The organism is Cellvibrio sp. ATLC23, assembly GCF_057196725.1.
Genome location: NZ_JBXUOS010000009.1, coordinates 186,384 through 206,550, shown reverse-complemented (window position 1 = coordinate 206,550; position 20,167 = coordinate 186,384). Strand labels below are relative to the sequence as shown.

The 20,167-nt window shown below is 51.0% G+C and carries 13 protein-coding genes; 6 read left to right on the top strand and 7 right to left on the bottom strand.

What is annotated here, in order from left to right; genetic code table 11:
- Positions 1-154 precede the first annotated feature (154 nt).
- The gene (locus AC2CG4_RS15160) at positions 155-1,090 is read right to left on the bottom strand and encodes a choice-of-anchor A family protein (protein ID WP_484487068.1); all 936 of its coding nucleotides are present in this window, start codon (positions 1,088-1,090) and stop codon (positions 155-157) included.
- 306 nt (positions 1,091-1,396) lie between these two features.
- Here AC2CG4_RS15160 and tsaA point away from each other — a divergent pair, with 306 nt between their 5' ends.
- Together tsaA and AC2CG4_RS15150 are read left to right on the top strand one after the other, a co-directional pair.
- A complete protein-coding gene (tsaA, locus tag AC2CG4_RS15155) occupies positions 1,397-2,119 on the top strand; it encodes a tRNA (N6-threonylcarbamoyladenosine(37)-N6)-methyltransferase TrmO (RefSeq protein WP_484487067.1) in 723 nt (240 codons plus the stop codon).
- 30 nt (positions 2,120-2,149) lie between these two features.
- Positions 2,150-2,881 carry a DUF4197 domain-containing protein gene (locus AC2CG4_RS15150; RefSeq protein ID WP_484487066.1) on the top strand — a complete coding sequence of 244 codons (732 nt, stop codon included), beginning with the start codon at positions 2,150-2,152 and terminating at the stop codon, positions 2,879-2,881.
- 20 nt (positions 2,882-2,901) lie between these two features.
- Here the strand turns inward: AC2CG4_RS15150 and AC2CG4_RS15145 are convergent, their stop codons facing one another.
- Positions 2,902-4,116 (bottom strand): MFS transporter, encoded by a 1,215-nt coding sequence (locus AC2CG4_RS15145; protein ID WP_484487065.1) that lies wholly within the window; start codon positions 4,114-4,116, stop codon positions 2,902-2,904.
- A 281-nt stretch (positions 4,117-4,397) separates the two neighbouring features.
- Here AC2CG4_RS15145 and serA point away from each other — a divergent pair, with 281 nt between their 5' ends.
- A complete protein-coding gene (serA, locus tag AC2CG4_RS15140; RefSeq protein WP_062064759.1) occupies positions 4,398-5,627 on the top strand; it encodes a phosphoglycerate dehydrogenase in 1,230 nt (409 codons plus the stop codon).
- A gap of 98 nt (positions 5,628-5,725) precedes the next feature.
- Here the strand turns inward: serA and AC2CG4_RS15135 are convergent, their stop codons facing one another.
- The 4 genes from AC2CG4_RS15135 to AC2CG4_RS15120 form a co-directional block, all read right to left on the bottom strand.
- Positions 5,726-6,043, bottom strand: coding sequence for a HigA family addiction module antitoxin (locus AC2CG4_RS15135; RefSeq protein ID WP_484487064.1), 318 nt, complete (start codon positions 6,041-6,043; stop codon positions 5,726-5,728).
- A gap of 8 nt (positions 6,044-6,051) precedes the next feature.
- Complete coding sequence (locus AC2CG4_RS15130) at positions 6,052-6,345, bottom strand: type II toxin-antitoxin system RelE/ParE family toxin (protein ID WP_484487063.1); 294 nt, start codon at positions 6,343-6,345, stop codon at positions 6,052-6,054.
- Between the two features lie 47 nt (positions 6,346-6,392).
- Positions 6,393-7,349: a DUF368 domain-containing protein gene (locus tag AC2CG4_RS15125; protein WP_484487062.1), complete on the bottom strand. Its 957-nt coding sequence runs from the start codon at positions 7,347-7,349 to the stop codon at positions 6,393-6,395.
- 99 nt (positions 7,350-7,448) lie between these two features.
- Entirely contained in the window at positions 7,449-8,450 is a 1,002-nt protein-coding gene (locus AC2CG4_RS15120; protein ID WP_484487061.1) for an alpha/beta hydrolase, read from the bottom strand.
- Between the two features lie 166 nt (positions 8,451-8,616).
- On the opposite strand from AC2CG4_RS15120, the gene AC2CG4_RS15115 reads away from it, so the two are divergent.
- From AC2CG4_RS15115 to AC2CG4_RS15105, 3 genes are all read left to right on the top strand, one after another.
- Positions 8,617-9,780 carry a helix-turn-helix domain-containing protein gene (locus tag AC2CG4_RS15115; protein WP_484487060.1) on the top strand — a complete coding sequence of 388 codons (1,164 nt, stop codon included), beginning with the start codon at positions 8,617-8,619 and terminating at the stop codon, positions 9,778-9,780.
- Between the two features lie 230 nt (positions 9,781-10,010).
- On the top strand, positions 10,011-16,136 hold the full coding sequence (locus tag AC2CG4_RS15110) for an MBG domain-containing protein (protein WP_484487059.1): 6,126 nt from the start codon (positions 10,011-10,013) through the stop codon (positions 16,134-16,136).
- 19 nt (positions 16,137-16,155) lie between these two features.
- On the top strand, positions 16,156-17,826 hold the full coding sequence (locus AC2CG4_RS15105; RefSeq protein WP_484487058.1) for a ShlB/FhaC/HecB family hemolysin secretion/activation protein: 1,671 nt from the start codon (positions 16,156-16,158) through the stop codon (positions 17,824-17,826).
- A 95-nt stretch (positions 17,827-17,921) separates the two neighbouring features.
- On the opposite strand, the gene AC2CG4_RS15100 is transcribed toward AC2CG4_RS15105, so the two are convergent.
- Positions 17,922-20,165: a hypothetical protein gene (locus tag AC2CG4_RS15100; protein WP_484487057.1), complete on the bottom strand. Its 2,244-nt coding sequence runs from the start codon at positions 20,163-20,165 to the stop codon at positions 17,922-17,924.
- Between the last annotated feature and the right edge of the window lie 2 nt (positions 20,166-20,167).

Sequence of the window (20,167 nt, the reverse complement as noted above, 5' to 3'; positions counted from 1 at the left end):
CCGGGAAAAATGAGCGGATTGGAAATAAATCTCAAGAAATGTGGTTTATGCACAGCGCGGGCTAAAAAAACAAAACCCCACTTTTTAGGGTGGGGTTTGTCAGCGATCTGAACCGGGCAAACCCGGTTTTTTTTATCTGTATAGCATGGCGAGATTAGCCGCGACGACGCAAACGCCCCAAACCAATCAACCCCAATCCTGCCAACATCAACATCAATATTGAAGACTCGGGAACCTCGGTTGCTGGCGGCGTGAAATCCCAGTAGTAGTGATGGATCTGACCAGCGCCGGTATAGGATTTAGCAGCCAGAGAGCCGTCGATGTCGTTCATGATTCTTACATCGGCATCAATAGCCATCACATTGCCTTTCCAGCCATTACCCAGATTTAAGCTGGTGGCATCGTAGAAATTCCACAGAATGTTGGAGTAAGTACTGGAAGTAAAACCGCTACCGCTCAAATTGACCGAGCCTGGGTTGCTTAAATTAGCACCCGACACATTGATAACAACCTTGGCAGCATTGCCAAAGTTCAACTGCCAATTTGAGTTCATCGCAAACAGATCGCTACCGGCAATATTAAACGCCACCAAGTCGGCCGCAAAACCGCTGTAACTCAAGGTAGTGCCAGTTACATCGCCCGTCAGTGCAAAGTCGCGGTAGTAAGCTGACTCTGCGTCCAGCACATTGTAGAAATCTGCAAGCTGCGCGGCTACTGCGCCGGTATTCTCAAGTGCTCTGACACACGCATTTTGCGCCAGCCCAGCTTCATTGCAACTCAGATTGCCGATACTTTTGCTGCCGCCATAACCCAAATAACCATTTTGAATGGTCAAGTTAGGCGATGAAACATTGCCAATCACTTCAACATTATTGGTGGCATTGAAGGAGGCATCGGTCAGATGCGAGCCAAACTCGCCACTGGAATTCAGGTTGCCACCAATTAATGCCTTGCCGTAGACCTTGACGTTGCTGGTGGTATTTAAATCACCAAACAGCATCAGGTTGTAATCACTCATGGGGGTCGCCAACGCCATCATCGGCATAGCAGCAACACCGGCGATTGCCAATAGCTTGGAATAAAAGTTCATAAAAAATGCCTTTGTAGTAGTGTCATATTATTTATGTCAGTCACTAATGCATATTTAGTGCCTATTTTAGATTTTCTTTTGGCATCAATAATTCACAGCAAAAGTTGCGAAGTGCGTCACACAAAACTGTCAATTTAACCGACACTTATAAAATGACAGCGCAAGACATGTTTTTATTGATAAAAATTAACAATCACATTTCATCGAGAAATCAAGCCGGCAGAAAACGAAAAAACGATGAAAATGGTTGAGCCAACCCACTATTTTGCCTAGCCTTGCGCCTCACCTTTTATGCAGCCACTTGTTATGGAATTCAGCTTCCCCGCCATCGGCATCACTCACTCATGCTTCAAAGAGAAGTTCGGCATTCCCCGCCAGCCGGGATTGGCGCCACTGGCGCGGGCGGAAATCGAACTTATCCCGCCTTATAACGAGCGCTCGGCATTTGATGGTTTGGAAGGCTGCACGCACCTGTGGATTCAATTTGTGTTCCATGCAAATAAGTACACCAACAAACGCGATGAGTGGAAAGCCAAGGTTAAACCGCCGCGCTTGGGCGGCAACAAAACCCTCGGCGTATTTGCCACCCGCTCCCCCACCCGCCCAGCACCTATAGGCTTATCGGTGGTGCGCTTTGAAGGAGTTATCGAGCGCGAAGGCAAATTGTTGCTGCAAATCAGTGGCGTGGATTTACTCGAAGGCACGCCGATTTTGGATATCAAACCCTACGTACCCTATGTGGACTGCGTGCTGGAAGCCGAAAACAGCTTTGCCGCCGCAGCGCCGGAGTTGATCCCAGTCGATATATCCGCGCCACTGATGGCAGTCTGTGTCGGATATTGGAAGCGCACCGGCACTGACCTCGCCGGACTGATTACCCAAATCCTGCAGCAAGACCCGCGCCCGCAATACCAACAGCCCGAACCCGAGCGGATTTACGGCATGAAATTATTGGATCTGGATGTGCGCTGGCGTTATGCCCTTGCGCCAGAAGGCTATCGAATCCAACTCACCGAACTCATCACTTAATTCATTCCAACTACGCATGGAGAATCCGCAATGACCAGCAAATCGATTTTTCTTAAAACCTGCCTATTAGCCCTGCCACTCAGCCTTGCCGCCTGTAACGCGACTCTGCCGCAAATGGCGGAAACCGGTGCGGCCGTGGCGGGCGCTGCGGGTTACAACAATCAGGCGCAGCTGATTCGCGCTATTAAAGAAGCACTGGAGCTGGGCAGCAATCGCGCTGCTAGCAGCTTGTCCGCCACCGGTGGTTACGCCAATAACCCACTCTATCGCATTGAATTGCCGGACAATGTACAACCGCTTGCGAGCAAATTGCGGCAGTTAGGTTTAGGCAGCCAAATGGACAAAGTAGAAAGCCTGATGAACCAGGGCGCCGAAAAAGCGGCAGTTGAAGCGCAAGCGGTGTTTGTCGATGCAGTGCGCAAGATGAGCGTGACCGATGCGTTGGGCATTATTCGCGGCAACAGCACGGCAGCGACCGATTATTTCCGCGCACAAACGGAAGCCAGCTTGCGCCAGCGCTATCTGCCCATCATTCAACAGAACCTGCAACAAATTGGTTTCTACAATCAGTACCAACAACTGCTTGGCACTTACAAGATGCTACCCATCGCCAACAAGCCCGATCTGGATTTGGAGCAGCATGTCTTGAATGCCGCTTTGGATGGTTTATTTAAACAAGTCGCTGTGGAAGAGCAGCTGATCCGTAAAGACCCGGTCGGGCGCGGCAGTCAGATTATCGGCGCGGTATTTGCGCAGAAATAAACTGATATCCGGGCGAGCGGCTAGTGTTTAAGCGCGCGCCTGGCATCAATTACCATCCAGTAAAACATCGCCAACCCAGCCGCGGATAACAACACCCCCACCCAACCGGTCGCGGCGTAACCCATCCCCGCATCAATCACCAACCCCCCAAAAAAAGCACCGGCGGCGTTGGCAAAGTTAAACGCGGAGTGATTCATGGCGGCAGCCATGGTCTGTGCTTTGCCCGCCACATCCATCAGGCGGATTTGCACCGCAGGGCCAATCACTACCACAGTGCCCACACAGAACACGGCGATGCAGGCGAGCCAGAGAATCGGCGCAACCAAGGCAAAAACGCCACACACAATCATCGACCAAATAAGGCAGCGCTTGATGGTGCCGAGCAGATCCCGATCGGCCATACGCGAGCCAAAAATATTGCCCGTCACCATGCCCGCACCAAACAGTGCCAAGACAAAGGGCACCCCCATTTCAGTCAACCCCGCCAAGCTCATCAACGTGGGTTTGACGTAGGAATAGATGGCGAACAATCCGCCGGAGCCTATAGCGCCAATCCCCAGGGTGATCCACACCTGACGATTGGTAAACATCGATAGTTCATGGGAGACGCGCCCACCGGATTGCGGCGGCTCGTAGGGGACAAACTTCACAATGCACACAGCCGATGCCAGTGCAATTACCCCCACCAATACAAATGCAGCACGCCAGCCCAGCCACTGCCCCAGCGCGGTTGCTATAGGTACACCCGCGAGCGTCGCCGTAGAGAGCCCCAACATCACATAGGCCACCGCGCGGGTGCGCATATGAGCGGGCGCAAGTGTGGCCGCCACTAACGAGGCGATACCAAAGAAGGTTCCATGGGGCAGCCCGCTGACGAGGCGCAGCGCCAACATAGCTTCATAGTTGGGCGCCATCGCACTGGCGATATTGGCGATGGCGTAAAGCCCCATTAGCACGACGAGCATACGGGTGCGCGACCGCCCGGTGCTGAGCATAGCCAGCACCGGTGCGCCAATCACCACTCCCAGCGCATAGAGACTAATGGTGTGGCCAGCTTGCGGGATGCTAATCCCGAGCGATGAGGAAATTTCGGGTAATAGCCCCATGGAAATAAACTCGCCCACGCCAATCGCAAAACTGCCCAAGCCCATCGCGAGCAGTGCAATAAAAAAAGTGGGAGTTGGTTTTTCGCGTGATAAATGTGGAGATGATGAATCAGGTGACGACGATAACAAATCCTAGAACCTCAGGAAGGGGGATCTTCTACAGCAGACAATCCGAGCCGGAATTATAAGCCCCGACTCGATCCGAGTAATGTTGAAAATAACTATAAGCCATCTGGACTGCTTTTTTATCTGTTCCCGCTAGGTCGCCCACCAGCAAACGCTGCAGCCTGTGGTATGATGCGCGCCTTTTTCAGCCTGCTGGGCCTCCTGTCCGGCATCCTCTGTCTCCCGTCGATGACCTTACTCCCGGAGACACGCTGCACCGATTTCCCATTTTAGGAGTTGTTCCCATGAGCAAGACCTCGTTAGACAAAAGCAAGATCAAGTTTCTGTTGCTGGAAGGCGTTCATCAGTCAGCAGTAGACACGCTGCACGCACAGGGCTACACCAACATCGATTACCTGAAAACCGCACTGGGTGAAGATGAGCTGATCGAACGCATTCAAGACGCGCACTTTGTTGGATTGCGTTCACGCACCCAACTGACCCGCCGCGTATTTGAAAATGCGCCCAAGCTGATCGCCGCTGGTTGTTTCTGCATCGGCACCAATCAGGTCGATTTGAAAGCCGCACAAGAACATGGTGTAGCGGTATTTAACGCGCCCTACTCCAATACCCGTTCGGTTGCTGAATTGGTCATCGCCGAAGCGATTTTGTTGCTGCGCAATATTCCGCAGAAAAACTTTGTCTGCCATCGCGGCGGCTGGGACAAATCTGCCAACGGTTCATTTGAAATTCGCGGCAAAACCCTCGGCCTGATCGGTTACGGCTCTATTGGTAGCCAAACCAGTGTATTGGCCGAATCCCTCGGCATGAAAGTGCGCTTTTACGATGTAGTCACCAAGCTGCCACTGGGCAACGCCAGCCAAGTGCGCGAATTGGATGAACTGCTCGCCACCTCCGACATCATCAGCCTGCACGTGCCCGAAAATGCCTCTACCCAAATGATGATTGGCGCGCGCGAAATCGGCCTGATGAAACAAGGCGGAATCCTGATCAACGCCTCACGCGGCACCGTTGTGGATATCGATGCACTGGCCAATGCGATTAAGTCCGGCCATATCGCTGGCGCCGCAATTGACGTATTCCCCGAAGAACCCAAAGCTAATGGCGATGAATTTATCAGCCCGTTGCGCGGTTTGGACAATGTGATCCTGACCCCACACATTGGCGGCTCCACTATGGAAGCGCAGGAGAACATCGGCATTGAAGTAGCTGAAAAGCTGATCAAATACTCCGACAACGGCACCACCACCAGCTCGGTCAACTTCCCCGAAGTCGCCTTGCCCGGCCACCCGGACGCCCACCGTTTGCTGCACGTTCACGCCAATGTTCCCGGTGTGTTGTCGAAGATCAATAAAATCTTTTCCGACAATCAGATCAACATCGTCTCACAATACCTGCAAACCAATGAGAAAGTGGGCTACGTAGTAGTAGACATCAACTCGCCTTACGATGAGATCGCACTGGAGCAGTTGAAAAATATTGAAGGGACTGTGCGTTGCAGAGTGTTGTTCTAGGTCGCTGCCACGTAATGCTCTAAGCAATAACACCAGCACGATAAAAAACGCCGCGCTCAGCAATGAGCGCGGCGTTTTTGTTTTGACTAGTTGTAAGGTTAAGCTAATTGGCGCAAATGGTGATAATCCAGAATCGTGTCTAACTCTGAACCCTCCAGTTGCTCGGCCTTATACAAATCCCAGCGCACCTGTAGATTCAACCAAAAATCAGCCGACACCCCAAAAAAGCGCGCCAAGCGCAACGCAGTGCTGGGTGTGACACCGCGTTTTTGATTGACCAGCTCATTAATGCGCTGATAGGGAACATGAATCGCATCAGCCAGTTCACGCTGAGTGATCTGCATAGGATTGAGAAACTCCTCCACCAGCATTTCGCCGGGGTGGGTCGGCTGTCTATTTGTTGGGATACGAACCATATTCACCTCTAGTGATAATCAACAATTTCGACCTCTTCAACACCGGCGTCAGTCCAGCGAAAACAGATTCGATATTGCTCGTTAATACGTATGCTGTACTGCCCTTTACGATCCCCCAATAAAGCCTCTAGTTTATTGCCCGGAGGAATTTTTAAATCATCCAGATACGCAGCGGAATCAAGCAAATCGAGCTTTCTAGCCGCAATACGCCAAAGCGTTTGAGGGCAAGCTTTGCGCGCCAATTTTGAGTCGATACCACTAAAGATATCCTCAGTGGCTTTGTCCTTGAAAGAGTTAATCATGCTATAACGGTATCACGGCTATCATGCTATTTCAATTTTCTCTAATCTTAAACCGCAGCGGGCTTTTTCATCCAACCCGCTACTACCTCCACTCCTACCACTAACAACACACCCGCCAAGGCGCAGGCGATGGCGGCGATTAGCATGGGGTCATTGCCAGTCAGCTGGGCAAAATGCGCGGGGCTGACGCTCGCTTGTTGCAGCACGACCGTTTCGCCGTGACGATTAAGCGCAGTTTGCAGCACTTCCTTCCACGGCCAAGTAACGTAGAGTGAACCCACCAAGAAGCCGATTAAAGTTGCCAAGGTGACGGTGTGGTAGGCGCTCAGCAGCCACGATAGGAAGCGCGAAAACACAACCAAACCGGTGATGCAACCCGCACCAAACGAGGCGAGCGCGATAATATCGAAGCTATTAATCGCATTTAAAAACACCGGATACAAACCCACTAGCAGCAGAATAAAACTGCCGGAAATACCGGGCAGAATCATCGCGCAGATGGCGACAAAGCCCCCCAGAAACAATACCCACCAATAGCCCGGCAGCTGGGCCGGTGCGGACAGGGAAATGCCCAACACGATCAATGCACCCAGCGCACAAGCCAACCAATGTTTAATCGTCCAGCCGGCCTGCTGTTTGGCCAACAGGTAAATAGACGCAAGAATCAAACCGGTAAAAAACGCCCAGACCAGAATGGGGTAGGCCGCTAACGCGATTAACACCACGGCAGCAAAGGTTTTAAGGCTAATCAAAATACCGCCAAACACCGCCAATAAAAAATTGCCGTTGATGTACTGCCAGGCTTTGACCAAACCATCGCGCTTGAGCATGAGCAGCACGGCGGGGGTGCAGCGTTTGAGTGAATCGAGCCACTCGTCGTAAATACCGGTAATAAACGCGATAGTGCCGCCGGATACACCGGGCACCACATCGGCGGCGCCCATGCACAGGCCTTTCAGCATAATGAGTAGATAATCTTTAATTGTGCGATTGGGCTGATGCAAAACAAGCTCCTTTTCTACAGGGATCTGCAGAGCGATAAAAGGAAAAGAGGGAAATAAAAACTGGCGCGAGTGTGCCTGATACCCACGCCGATCGACAAGTCACTTGCCGAAGAAGTGGCGACTAATCGCACTAAACACCGGCGCTCGCAACTCATCTGTTTCATTCACTAACTGATGGCCTGCGCCGGGAACCATCGCGATTTGAGCATTGGGCAAAACACGCTGAATCTGCCGCAAGTTGTAGCGCCAGGTGACGGTCATATCTTCATCCCCCTGCACCACCAACACTGGCTGCGACAAAGGTGGAAATTGGCGAAACTGCTTATCCCACTCTTTCATCGCACTCACCCAGCGCACCGACAAGGTGGGCGATTGCAAGCAGTCCTGTGCATCGATAAACCGGTTAAAGCGCTCATCGTGTGAGCTGTGCGAACGGCCACGGGGCAAGCGCTTGATAAAACGATGTACCAGCGCGTACAACAAACGGCCTGAATAACGCCAACCTCTGGGCAAAATCAAAGGGGCGCACAAGGCGATGCGAGTTAACAAAGGTTCGCTGCGCAACGCGTCATAGCGCCAGAGATAATTCAGCAGCACCGAGCCACCGGTACTCTGCCCCACGGCAAAATAAGGTGTAGGCAAGAGTTTCTGCGCCGCCAGTAACAGCGCATCCAACACATCGGCATACTGATTAAACGAATCAATCGCCACCTGTTCGCCACTACTCAAACCGTGACCAGGCAGATCAAACGCCAGTACCGCCAAGCCATTTTCCAACCCGAATTGAATCGCATTGCCAAAAATTCCCATGTGATCGTAGTAGCCGTGCACCACAATCAAGGTACCCTTGGGATTGGCGGGCAACCAATAATGGCTGGCGATGCGAAAACCATGGGTCTTTAGCGCACCAAACCCCTGGATGACATTGGGCATAGTTTTGGCAAAATTGATACCGTAGAAGTTGAGATAGGCCTGCGCCGGCGGGCTCGCACACCACTCTGAGTCTCGCTCAGCATCAAATAAAAGATCAGGCAGCTGCGCTAACAAAAGATCGCGCGTTGCAGCATCGAAACCAACAGAGGTAGAACGGGAGTCACTCATACGGTGTTTGGGTATCCAGTAAAAAAGTGATGCAACACAAATGGCAACGAAATCACAGCGATCAGGAATTCGATGCGACACAACCAATGCCATCCTCTATAATCTGCCAATCAACTATAAAGCCAGAATAAAAAACACATAACAATGACAGACAGGGCTTGAGCACATGCAAAAACATATTTTCAACATACACGACGTGATTCTGTTTATGACAGTCGCCGAATGTATCCTGTTGGTAATCTTTCAAGCGATACTACCGGTCAAAAATCAACTCGCCAATCGTTTATTAAGTATATTCCTGCTTTCAATTGCCATAAGTTCCGCCTGCATTATGGTGCTCTGGAACGATGACGTAAGACTCTTTAATTTATTTGATGAAGCCCTACTACCCTACTTTTTGGCCACGACGCAATTACTCAAGGGGCCGATGCTACTGTTTTATGTGATTGCCCTGACGGAAGATGCGTTTCAATTTGGCCGACGCCACTTGCCGCACTTGGCTCCAATCGTGCTCGCACTAGTCTGGTTACTTGTGTTTCAAATCGATAGTTCTGATCTGCGTTTTAAAACGCCGGGGCAAACTGAAACAGAGCGGCAAATTGCCAATTCAGTCTGGCACTTTATTAAAATCATGCCGTTCTTTTACGCCCTTGCCGCAGCTAATCGCGTGCGCTTATACCGTATTAGCTTGCACAACCAGTACTCCAATTTTTCACCCACTGAACCCACTTGGCTAAATATGCTGAGTTTGGGCTTTTTGTTTACCTGGAGTTTTTCCATTCTCGTGCATGTTATTGCCAATACAGTAGCCTTGGGTGCACCGGAGATAGCCGATTTATTTGGCATCACTGAAAACTACATTATTTTTATTTTGATCAACGCGCTGTTTATCAACAGTGTGGTACACACCCATAAACTGCTCACCACCAAACCAGAAGCAGCCAAAGACAAAACAGACGAAAAATTAACCGACTCAGCGATCGAAAAGGTTCAGCTGGGCATGCAAGTGCAAAAATTGTTTTTAAAACAAAATCTCAATATCGAAGAGTTTTCCAAACGCATCAATCTGCCCGTGAAAGATGTATCCGCAGTGATCAACAAACACTATGGCACCAACTTTTTTGAATTTATGAATAGCTACAGAGTAGAAGAGGCGAAACGTTTATTAGGCGATGCCCAACACGCCGACATGACCGTAATGGATGTATTGTTACACGCGGGCTTTAACAGTAAGTCGGCATTTCACCGTTTCTTTAATCGCTTAGTGGGCATGTCGCCAACGGAGTTTCGTAAGCAGCAATTGCAAAAAGAAGCAGGTTCTTCACTGTAAGCCGCGCACGCGGCCAACGCCAAATCGCCTATTGTGGCCACATGCCACATTCCTCAGCCATATCAAATAGCAAGCTACCCCCAGACCATTACACACGTCGATCTTGACGCCACTTATCTCCGTTCGAGGTTATAATGCGTTTTTTTATATTTTTTTGTGTAGTGCCAGCCCAACCTCATGCGTAGGGTAGGCGCTTGCAATAACCACCATTGTTAAGCTCCGAGATTGTTATGAATCACATTTTTAGTTTGATATGGAACTCCGCGTCGCAAAGTTACTGTCCGGCACCTGAAAATGCTCGCTCACGCGCCAAAGGGCGCCACCGCAAGCTGGCTTTAGCTATTGCAATTGCAGCTGCATCTAGCGGTGTGCAAGCAACACCCGCAGGCGGCAATGTGGTTGACGGCAATGCCATCATTAACACCAACGGTAACGATACGGTTATTCATCAAACAACAGATGCAGTCACCATCAACTGGCTCGATTTTGATATAGCCGCCGATGAAAGCGTGACCTTCCATCAACCCGACAGCAATTCACTGGCGCTGAACCGGGTGCTCACCGGTGACGGCACTGACATTCAAGGTCAGCTAAACGCGAATGGCCGGATCTTTATTCTCGATGCCAACGGTGTGCTCTTCGGCAACAACGCCCAAGTCAATGTGGGGTCGCTGGTCGCGTCTACATTGGATTTAACCTCAGCCAACGCGGCCCACAACCATTTCGAATTCTCTGGCAATGGCGCACCCGCGGCCGTGGTTAACCTTGGGCAAATCACCGCAGCCGATGGCGGCGCAGTGGTTTTACTCGGTGGGCAAGTCAGCAACCAAGGCGTGATTCGCGCACAGCTGGGCAATGTGGCTTTAGCGGCAGGTAATCAGATCACTCTTGATTTTGCGGGCGATGGATTACTAAAGTTACAAATAGATCAAAGCGCAGCTCGAGCCTTGGCCAACAACGGTAGCCTGATTCAAGCTGATGGCGGCAATGTATTAATGACCGCCCATGCCAGCGATGCACTCTTGCAAACAGTAGTCAACAATACCGGTGTAATTGAAGCGCGCACTCTGCAAGAACAAGGCGGCAAAATCATGCTGCTCGGTGGCTTCAATGGCGGCACCGTGAATGTCAGCGGCACACTCGACGCATCGGCACCCGACGGTGGCAATGGCGGGTTTATCGAAACCTCCGGCGCGATAGTTAATCTCAACAACGATCTACGGGTGACAACCGCCTCAGCTGATGGCCAGACCGGCACCTGGTTAGTCGACCCGACCGATTTGGATATCAGCTACGTCGGCAGCAACAATGGCACCAGTCACCTGAGTACCCAAGCACTGCAAAACGGCTTGACGAGCAGCAATGTCACAGTACAAACCCAAGCGGCGGGTGCACAAGCGGGTAATATCACTTTGACTGATCCGCTTATTTGGGCGAGCAACAACAGGCTGACTTTGCAAGCGGCCAATAACATCAGCTTGAATGACTATCTTCACGCCCCCAATGGCGGCTTTACCTTAGATGCCGGTGGTGCAATTACTACCGGAGCAGAGGGGCATATCAATGTCGCAGCCTTCACTCTCAACGATGGCGACTGGAGTCAAATAGCAGCCACCTTGCCCAAGTTTACGGCCGATAATTTTACCCTTAACGGCGGCACCTTTACCCGCGCTACAGGCGGGGATGGCACCGGTGGCAGCCCGTTACAAATTGCTGATATCTATGGCCTACAGGGCTTAGATACCACCCCCACACTTAATGCCGTGTTAGTGAATGATATTGATGCTTCAGGTACCGCCAGCTGGAATGCCGGCGCAGGATTCAACCCTCTAGGGAACAACGCCACTCCCTACAATGCCAGCTTCAATGGCCAGGGCCATGTAATCAGCGGCCTCACCATTAATCGCCCCACTGAAAATTACGTAGGCCTGTTTGGCTACACCGGTAATACCGCCAGTATTGAGAGAACCGGCTTAACAGATGTATCGATAACTGGACAGTTCTATGTGGGTGGCATTGCAGGGCGTAATTCCGGCGCGATAAGCAATAGTTTTTTGACCGGTACTGTAACCGGAGAAGGTTTTGTGGGTGGTTTTTCGGGGCTCAACTACGGAACAATAAACAATAGTTATTCGACCGGTGCAATTACTGGAGAAAGTTTTGTTGGTGGTCTAACAGGGACTAATAACGGAGCTATAAACACGAGTTACGTTTCGGGAAAAGTTACCTTAGGAGGAGGCTCCTTTAGCGGCGGTATTATATCAGGCGCTAATCTCGGAACTGTCAGCAATAGTTATTGGGATACATTTACCACCGGCCAAGCAACATCCTCAGGAGGTTCAGCCATCAACGGCAACTGGGCAGCCGCACCGGATGCCTACAACCAAGCCACCTACACTGGCTTTGATTTCACCAATGACTGGTTTATCGCCGAAGGTGCTTCGCGCCCCATGCTGCGCGCCTTTTTAGATGGCGGCAACATCTCCAACCTCTATCAATTACAAGGCATGGCCGCCGACCTCGCGGGCACCTATACCCTCACTAAGAATATCGATGCCTCAGCCACCGCGACCAGTGTCGCCGCTGGTGATAGTGGTAATTATTCCGATGTGTGGGGCGGGCGTGGCTTTGCACCGGTAGGAATCAGCGGCGGTGCATTTACCGGTAGTTTGGATGGAAAAAATTACGTAATCGATGATTTAACCATTAAACGAGCCAACCAGACAGGCGTAGGTCTCATGGGTTACATGGGGTTGACGGCTACCATCAAAGACTTAGGGTTAACCAACGTAGATATTACCGGAGGCAGCCGTGTTGGCAGTTTTATCGGTTCGGGATCATCCGCAGGCACAACCTTTTTAAGCAACGTTTATGCACAAGGTGAAGTTAACAGCAGCGGTGACTATATCGGTGGTCTTGCTGGATTTATGGGCACTGCGGCAATTACCGACAGCTATGCAGCGGTCAATGTCACCTCTACGGGGGATGAGACAGGGGGATTAGTCGGATATTTTAACGGCCATTCCATTGATCGGTCCTATTCAACTGGCTCGGTACAGGGCCGTTCAAATGTGGGTGGGTTTGCAGGGGCGATCAACGATACGGTTATTAACGATAGTTATGCCACAGGTTCGGTAACTGCCAGCGGCAATGATGTGGGTGGACTCGTGGGTTACGGCGCTTATGGCAATGTGAACCGTTCTTGGGCCAGTGGTGCGGTAAGCGGTGGTACCACCGGTGGTTTAGTGGGTGATCAAGACCCGACTCCAGGCGCAGAAGTAACAGTTACCAACAGTTATTGGGACAGTTTCACCACTGGGCAGGCAACCTCCGTCGGTGGCGGCACAGCGGTTAACGGCAATTGGGCTATCGCAGAAAATGCCTACAACCAAGCCACCTATGCAGGCTTTAATTTCGGTACCACTTGGTTTATCGCCGAAGGCTCTTCCCGCCCCATGTTGCGCAGCTTCCTCAGCGGTGGCGGCAACATTAACAATCTCTATGACTTGCAAGGCATGGCTGCAAACTTAGGCGGCAGCTATACCCTATTGAACAATATTGATGCTTCGGCCACTGCCGCGAGCGTGACCGCTGGCAATGGCGGCAACTATTCCGACACCTGGGGTGGGCGCGGTTTTGCACCAGTGGGTCATGCCACTACCGGCTTTTCGGGCAGCCTGAACGGCAATAATTTCGCCATTAAAAACCTGAGCATGAACCGCACAGAGCGCGACTTTATCGGCTTGTTTGGCCACACCGCCAACACCGCCAGCATCAGCAATATTGCCCTGACAAATGCCAGTATTCGCGGCGACTTTGATGTTGCGACCTTGGTGGGTCTGAATCGCGGCGCCATCGCCAATGTGTATGCCACCGGTAGCGTTACCGCCAATATGGCGCGCGGCGGCGGCTTGGTGTCCACCAATGCCGGCACTATTACCGATACTTATGCACAGGTGAATATGACTGCCATGGGCGGCGATATTGGTGGCCTTGCCAGTATTAACGACGCGACCGGCACCATTACGCGCAGTTATGCACTGGGGTCATTAACGGGTGATACCTCGGCGCTGGTTAACAATAATCTCGGCACCTTGGTCAATACCTTTTGGAATACCGACGTCTCTGCCACCGGTGTGGGTGGCGGTAATCTCACTGGCGCCACTGGCCTGAATAGCGCCGGGTTTAAGGACTCGACCAACTTCGCTGCATGGGGCGCCAATAGCGATGCCGTCGGCGGTACCGGCGCCACTTGGCGCATCTACGAAGGTAAGAGCACGCCCTTGTTGCGCTCGTTCCTGACGCAAATCAACGTCACTGCCTACAACGACTCGAAGACTTATAACGGCAATGCCTACCAAGGTTTACATCAAATCAATGGCACCAGTGGCAACGGTGTGCGCTACGGCACTAACTACGCGCAATTCCTCGCCGCTTTTGGTGAAAACGGCACGCCTTATAGCGGAGCTGACAAGCTCGGCAGCACTGATCTGAAATATGTAGGTACCGCGCAAGGCGCAACTAATGCGGGTAGTCATACGCTTACTCCAGGCGGACTTTGGTCAAGCCAACAGGCTTACGATATTGTGACTAGCAACGGCGCACTGACTATTGATCCTGCTGCCGTCAGCATTAGCGTGACAGTCGACGATGCCAACAAAATCTATGGCGATAGCGACCCTGTTTTTAGCTGGGGAATCACCTCTGGAGCCTTGTTCGGTAGCGATACCTTAACCGGCACCCTAAGCCGTAACGCCGGTGAAAACGTCGGTAACTACACCATTTTCGGCACCCCCAATGGCGACCTCACCAACGGCAACTATGTGGTGACCATGAACAACGGCCTGTTCACCATTAACCCGCGCCCCATCACCATTAGCGTTTCAGATGCCAGCAAAGTCTACGGCGAACTAGACCCCACTTTCAGCTGGGGAGTGACTAGCGGCAATATGGCTTTTAACGAAACCGCGACAGTGGCCAGCATGGTTCGCGCCTCTGGTGAAAACGTGGGCAGTTACGCGATTACTCCCAATTTCAGCGGTGCATTGGCAAGCGGAAACTATGCCATCACCCTTGATAACGGGGTGTTAAACATTACCCCCCGCGCAATTGTGATCGACATTAGTAACCTCGATAAAATCTACGGCGATGCCGACCCCAGCTTCACTTGGGCGGTTACCAGTGGCGGCTTGGTAGGTGACGACAGCTTAAGCGGCGCGCTCAGCCGTGTTGCGGGTGAAAATGTCGGTCACTACGCCATTAGCGGTGTGGTGGATGGTGACTTAGCCAATGGCAATTACACCTACACCATCAACAATGGCCAATTAACCATTAACCAGCGCCCATTAGTGTTAACCGCCGATAGTTTGATGAAAATCTATGGCGCAGAAGATCCGGCACTAACTTGGCGCATTAGCAGCGGCACGCTGGTTGAAGGCGACACCCTAATGGTTAATATCAGCCGCGCCGATGGCAGCAATGTGGGGACTTACGCGATCTCCCTGACTGCCGGTGGTACTGCAACCAATAGCAATTACGCACTGACGATGGTGGACGGCCAACTGCAAATCACCCCGGCGCCTTTAACGGTGACGGCAAATGATGTCACCAGTTACTGGGATCTCATGCCCGCATTTACCGCAGCGGTCGACGGCTTAGTCAACGGCGATACCGAAGCCAGTGTTTTTGGCAACAGCATACAAGTGCGGAGCAACCTATCACTCCCCTTACCGGGCAATTACAACCTCACGCCAACCGCTAGCCAGATAGGTCAAAACTACCAAGTTAACTATGTTGATGGGCTATTGAACCTACTGAGCTCCAACCCCGGTGGCAATTATATTGAGGCTTTAACTAGCACCCAGTTACCCGCACGCGAAGCCTTGGGGCGCGAGTTGCGCGCCAACATTTACGAGGGTCGCCCACTGCTGGATGGCAGCGAAGACGGCATAGTGCTGCAAGTATTGGACGGTGGCGTGAAATTAGATCCTGACACTCTTAGAGCGCTGGGTATTCAGTTTCCAGAAGCGGTGCTCTTCCCCACAAACAGTGTCGCCGTTAGCCAGCATTACCTAAACGAACTACGCAAGTTTGTCGCGCAATTACAGCGCTATCCAGAAGTACAGGTATTAGTGGAAGGTCACTCATCCAGCACCGGCTCACTTGCGCTGAACCAACGCCTATCCAGTGAGCGCGCCAAGTCGGTTGCTCAAGTGTTGCAAAGCATGGGGCTGGAAGCAGACCGCATCCGCACCGAAGGCTTTGATTACCAGTTCCCTGTGGCCAGTAATCAAACTGAAGAAGGTCGCTTAAAAAATCAACGTGCTGTGGTTGTAGAAGAACCCATCACTCGGTAATTCAAGATAGGAAAGACACATGACTTTGCACACAACCGGCGGCATCACTCTGCTGCTTATCAACGGATTACTGTTCAGCAGCGCTGCGGTATTGGCACAAGCCGTACCGGATTCGGGCACCTTGATCCGTGAAATTGAAACAATGCAGACACCCGCTCAGGCGCCTAATGCCACTGAAGTTACCCTGCCCGCTGCGGCACCTATAGCGGAACCAGCCAGTGGTGGTTTAGCCCTCAAGGTAGAGCGCTTTACCGTAACCGGCGCAAAAGCGTTTACAGCAGCAGAATTGGAGGCTCTGGTCGCAGATCTTGCCGGTCAAAACCTCACCTTGGCGGAACTGCATCAAGCGGCGGCACGCATTACTGCACACTACCGCACGCAGGGTTATTTCTTGTCGCGCGCGTATTTGCCTGAACAAGATGTCAGCCAAGGCATTATCACTATTGCGGTACTTGAAGGTCGTTTAGGGAAAGTGTTGATCGACAATACATCCCGTGTACACGACAGCATTGTGCAACGCCCACTGCGCGATATTAAACCGGGTCAAATGATGGTGGCGGAGGATTTAGAAACGCCACTATTAAAACTGTCCGATATTGTTGGTATGCACGCCACCACCACACTGGTGCCCGGCGAGGCCATCGGCACCAGCGACTTAAAAGTCGATGTGACTGCCGCACCGCTGATTACCGGCACCCTGGAGCTGGATAACTTCGGCAACAAATACACCGGCGAGGCACGTCTGGGCGGCAGCCTGCAAGTTAATAATCCGCTCGGCAGGGGTGATCGTTTCGACCTGCGCGCGATGGGCAGCGATGAATCCCATGTGTTTTACCGTGCGCAATACGCCATTCCCGTCGGCACTTGGGCGACCGAATTGGGCGCTGCGTATTCCGACATGGAATACGAATTGGCCGAAGAGTTTGCCGATATTGGCGCGACCGGCAATGCGCAAATCACCACCGCGTTTGCACGCCAGTCACTGCTGCGCAGCCGCCAGATGAACCTGGAAGTACAACTGCAATACGATGGCAAAGCACTGGAAGACAAAATTGCCACCTTTGGCAGCCGCAGCGAAAAAGAATCCACGCTCTACACCCTGACCTTCGCTGGCGATTTACGGGACACCTTCGGCGGTGGCGGTATTACCCGTGCGAGCTTGGCGTATACCCACGGCGATTTGGATATCAACAGTTATTTGGATAGTGCAATCGACAGTGTTACCGCCAAAACAGCAGGCAGTTTTGGTCGCTGGACACCATCGATTACACGCCTACAAAATCTGGGCGACAACTGGAGTTTGCACGCACAAATTCACGGCCAATTTGCCAATAAAAATTTGGACTCATCAGAAAAGTTCAGCATTGGTGGCAACTACGGTGTGCGCGCCTATCCACAAGGTGAAGCAACCGGCGACCAGGGTTGGATGAGCAATATGGAACTGCGCTATACGATTAATTCACACTGGCAGGCGTACGGTTTGCTGGATCACGGCGAAGTAAAACGCAATAAAAATCCGTGGGCTGCTGGTGATAATTACCGCAGTTTATCTGGCGCTGGTTTAGGCGTGCGCTGGAATCTCAGTGGCTTTAATTTAACCGCAACCCTCGCCACACCGATTGGCAGTGAAGAGTCAACAATTGATGACCGCGACCCGCGCGTTTGGGGGCAAGCCGTTTGGGCGTTTTAACCGCCAGAGTAAAATTGAAATAGAAAACCCGGCGTTTAATGCCGGTTTTTAAACAAAAAAGGATGCCGACGCATCCTTTTTTATCCTAGCTTATTCTACTTTTTAATAAAGCTAGCCGTGATTTGGCAATTGTTGGTTAACGCCGGGATACGATAGATAGATCCACTAAGAGTGCCACCACAACCGTTGATCGCTCCCAATTGGTATCCGCTCGATGGGAGCACCGATAGCTCTTGTGCCCGCAGCTTCGGAACCATAAATACTTTGTCTACACTGCGTGAAATACTAGTACTAAGGCCAATATTTGTATCAAGATCGCGATAATCCATCGTATAAACAAGGCTACCACCAGCACTGAGCGTCACACCAATTTCTAGTCCACGTTCGTACGTGCGCTTATCTTTATTGCGACAGGCATCATTTACTGCGTATTCGCAAAGAACAATAGTATTCGCGGATGCATCGGTCATTTCCAGAATAGTATCGGTTCGCTCATTAAACAAATGCGCTGGTGACACCTTTGAATAGCCGCGTCCGTTGAGTGCACCGCCCGGCGTATCGGCAAATACCGCCCGATCATATAAATAGGTCCAGATGCCACTGCCAGATTGCTCATTAAAAACAGGAAACGACCAGCTATTCCAGAATACACGCGAATCAAAATTCACTGCACGAGTGTCGCGGGATAGATAACAATTCACTGGAGTTTCAGCCTCGATCCCCTGGCAAACACTAAAGTAATGAACACCATTATGCACAGCCAGCACATCGCGCACCATGCGCCAGACACCATTAGAAATTGCGCTCTGGGTATGCCCATTTACACGCGACCAATTTCCCAACGACCCGTTCTCAAATCCATCCCGCCAGGATTTATCGACAAGTACATCATAAGCAGAAACCGGCAAGCCATTCCTGTAAGATGTCCAACGCCCTATCCAATCAACATCTTGTAAAGCTACAGCATGACGTTTTATCAATGAGGTGCGATACACATTATCTGAATCATGGTAGACAACACCGAACCCAACCGAGTCCTGATGCGTTATCCACAAATCAAGACCATCAATATGAATACGGCTTTTATCCAACATCCAATTCAAAGTGCTCGCATTTTTTGTGCGCAATTCCGTTCGTTTTACTTTGCCGTCTGCACTGAAAACAAATAAGTAATTTTCGCTATACCACTCAACACCGATGATATCGGTAGGTGCAACAACAAGCGTATCGTCCAGTCTGACCAATCTTGCCGACTGGGATTGAATCACACCATCATAAATACTGACGCCACTATCTCGTGCTGCAGTGAGATCAATATGTAGCTGTGCAAAATAACGCAATTCAGTTTCATCGATCAAATCCAACTGAATTGATTTCAACCGCAAAGTACAGGTCTCGATGCTATTTGAAGTAGATGAATCATCGCAACCATGTGCCACTTCATCAGCTGCTACATTTGCAGCAATACTGCTCACGCGATAATTCTGCTGATCAATCAGGCTCAAGGATATTGTTCTGGCTTTTCGTTGCCAAGCAAATTTGGCAGTAGTATTGGCAGAAGCCAATATCCCAGCATGAATAGTTCCTGTGCGAAGCACTCCCGTTCCATCACTATTGAAGGTCAAGAGATAGCGAGAATTTTTCGCTTCCAGAAAATAATTACCAATGATTTTTTTTGACGAGACAAATGATTGAGTTGAATCTTTCTGTATAGATTCAATTTCACTCACCAGCTCATTCTTGTTTTTTAAACGCAGAATCTCAAGGTAAGCATCTGCAAGGTCTGCATCCAATAGATAATCCAGCGTGGTCGATTTTTGAATGGGAAGGTCAGCACTTATATCGGTAAACAAACGTGAAAGTACTGCGGCTTGCTCCAAACTTTTCGCCGGATACATACTGAGCAACGCCGACTTTCGCTCTGCATCAGATGTGATCGACAAACCATTATTGATAACTTCAGCGTATTCCGCTGTCGTCAAGGGAGTCAGGTTAACCCCAGAATACTCGGCTGATGTCAGCAGTTTATCCGCTCCAGCTAGTTCAGTTAGAGCGCCCCCCGAAGGAAATAGCGCGGCTAGGACTGCCCATTTTTCATTACCAATGCCAGTTGCTATAGCACTGAATGGTTTATCCCATTCGCTGTCAGGTATATCTAGTTCCAACGAGTAATTTCTGGCGTCGTCTATTAGAGCTATAAACTCACGCCCCCCGATTATCGTTTTAGCGCTACCCCCAGCCAATGCATCTGCACCAACTTTGCCTTGAATCGTTAGGCGCGCAATAGCGCTACTGGAAGAACTTGGCGAAGCTATCGACGATGAAGAAGAGGAAGACATCA

Coding starts and splice junctions, on each gene's coding strand:
- AC2CG4_RS15115 (WP_484487060.1), top strand. CDS start 8,617: ATGCAAAAACATATTTTCAACATACACGACGTGATTCTGTTTATGACA.
- AC2CG4_RS15150 (WP_484487066.1), top strand. CDS start 2,150: ATGACCAGCAAATCGATTTTTCTTAAAACCTGCCTATTAGCCCTGCCA.
- AC2CG4_RS15100 (WP_484487057.1), bottom strand. CDS start 20,165: ATGTCTTCCTCTTCTTCATCGTCGATAGCTTCGCCAAGTTCTTCCAGT.
- AC2CG4_RS15110 (WP_484487059.1), top strand. CDS start 10,011: ATGAATCACATTTTTAGTTTGATATGGAACTCCGCGTCGCAAAGTTAC.
- AC2CG4_RS15105 (WP_484487058.1), top strand. CDS start 16,156: ATGACTTTGCACACAACCGGCGGCATCACTCTGCTGCTTATCAACGGA.
- AC2CG4_RS15160 (WP_484487068.1), bottom strand. CDS start 1,090: ATGAACTTTTATTCCAAGCTATTGGCAATCGCCGGTGTTGCTGCTATG.
- AC2CG4_RS15120 (WP_484487061.1), bottom strand. CDS start 8,450: ATGAGTGACTCCCGTTCTACCTCTGTTGGTTTCGATGCTGCAACGCGC.
- tsaA (WP_484487067.1), top strand. CDS start 1,397: ATGGAATTCAGCTTCCCCGCCATCGGCATCACTCACTCATGCTTCAAA.
- serA (WP_062064759.1), top strand. CDS start 4,398: ATGAGCAAGACCTCGTTAGACAAAAGCAAGATCAAGTTTCTGTTGCTG.
- AC2CG4_RS15135 (WP_484487064.1), bottom strand. CDS start 6,043: ATGGTTCGTATCCCAACAAATAGACAGCCGACCCACCCCGGCGAAATG.
- AC2CG4_RS15130 (WP_484487063.1), bottom strand. CDS start 6,345: ATGATTAACTCTTTCAAGGACAAAGCCACTGAGGATATCTTTAGTGGT.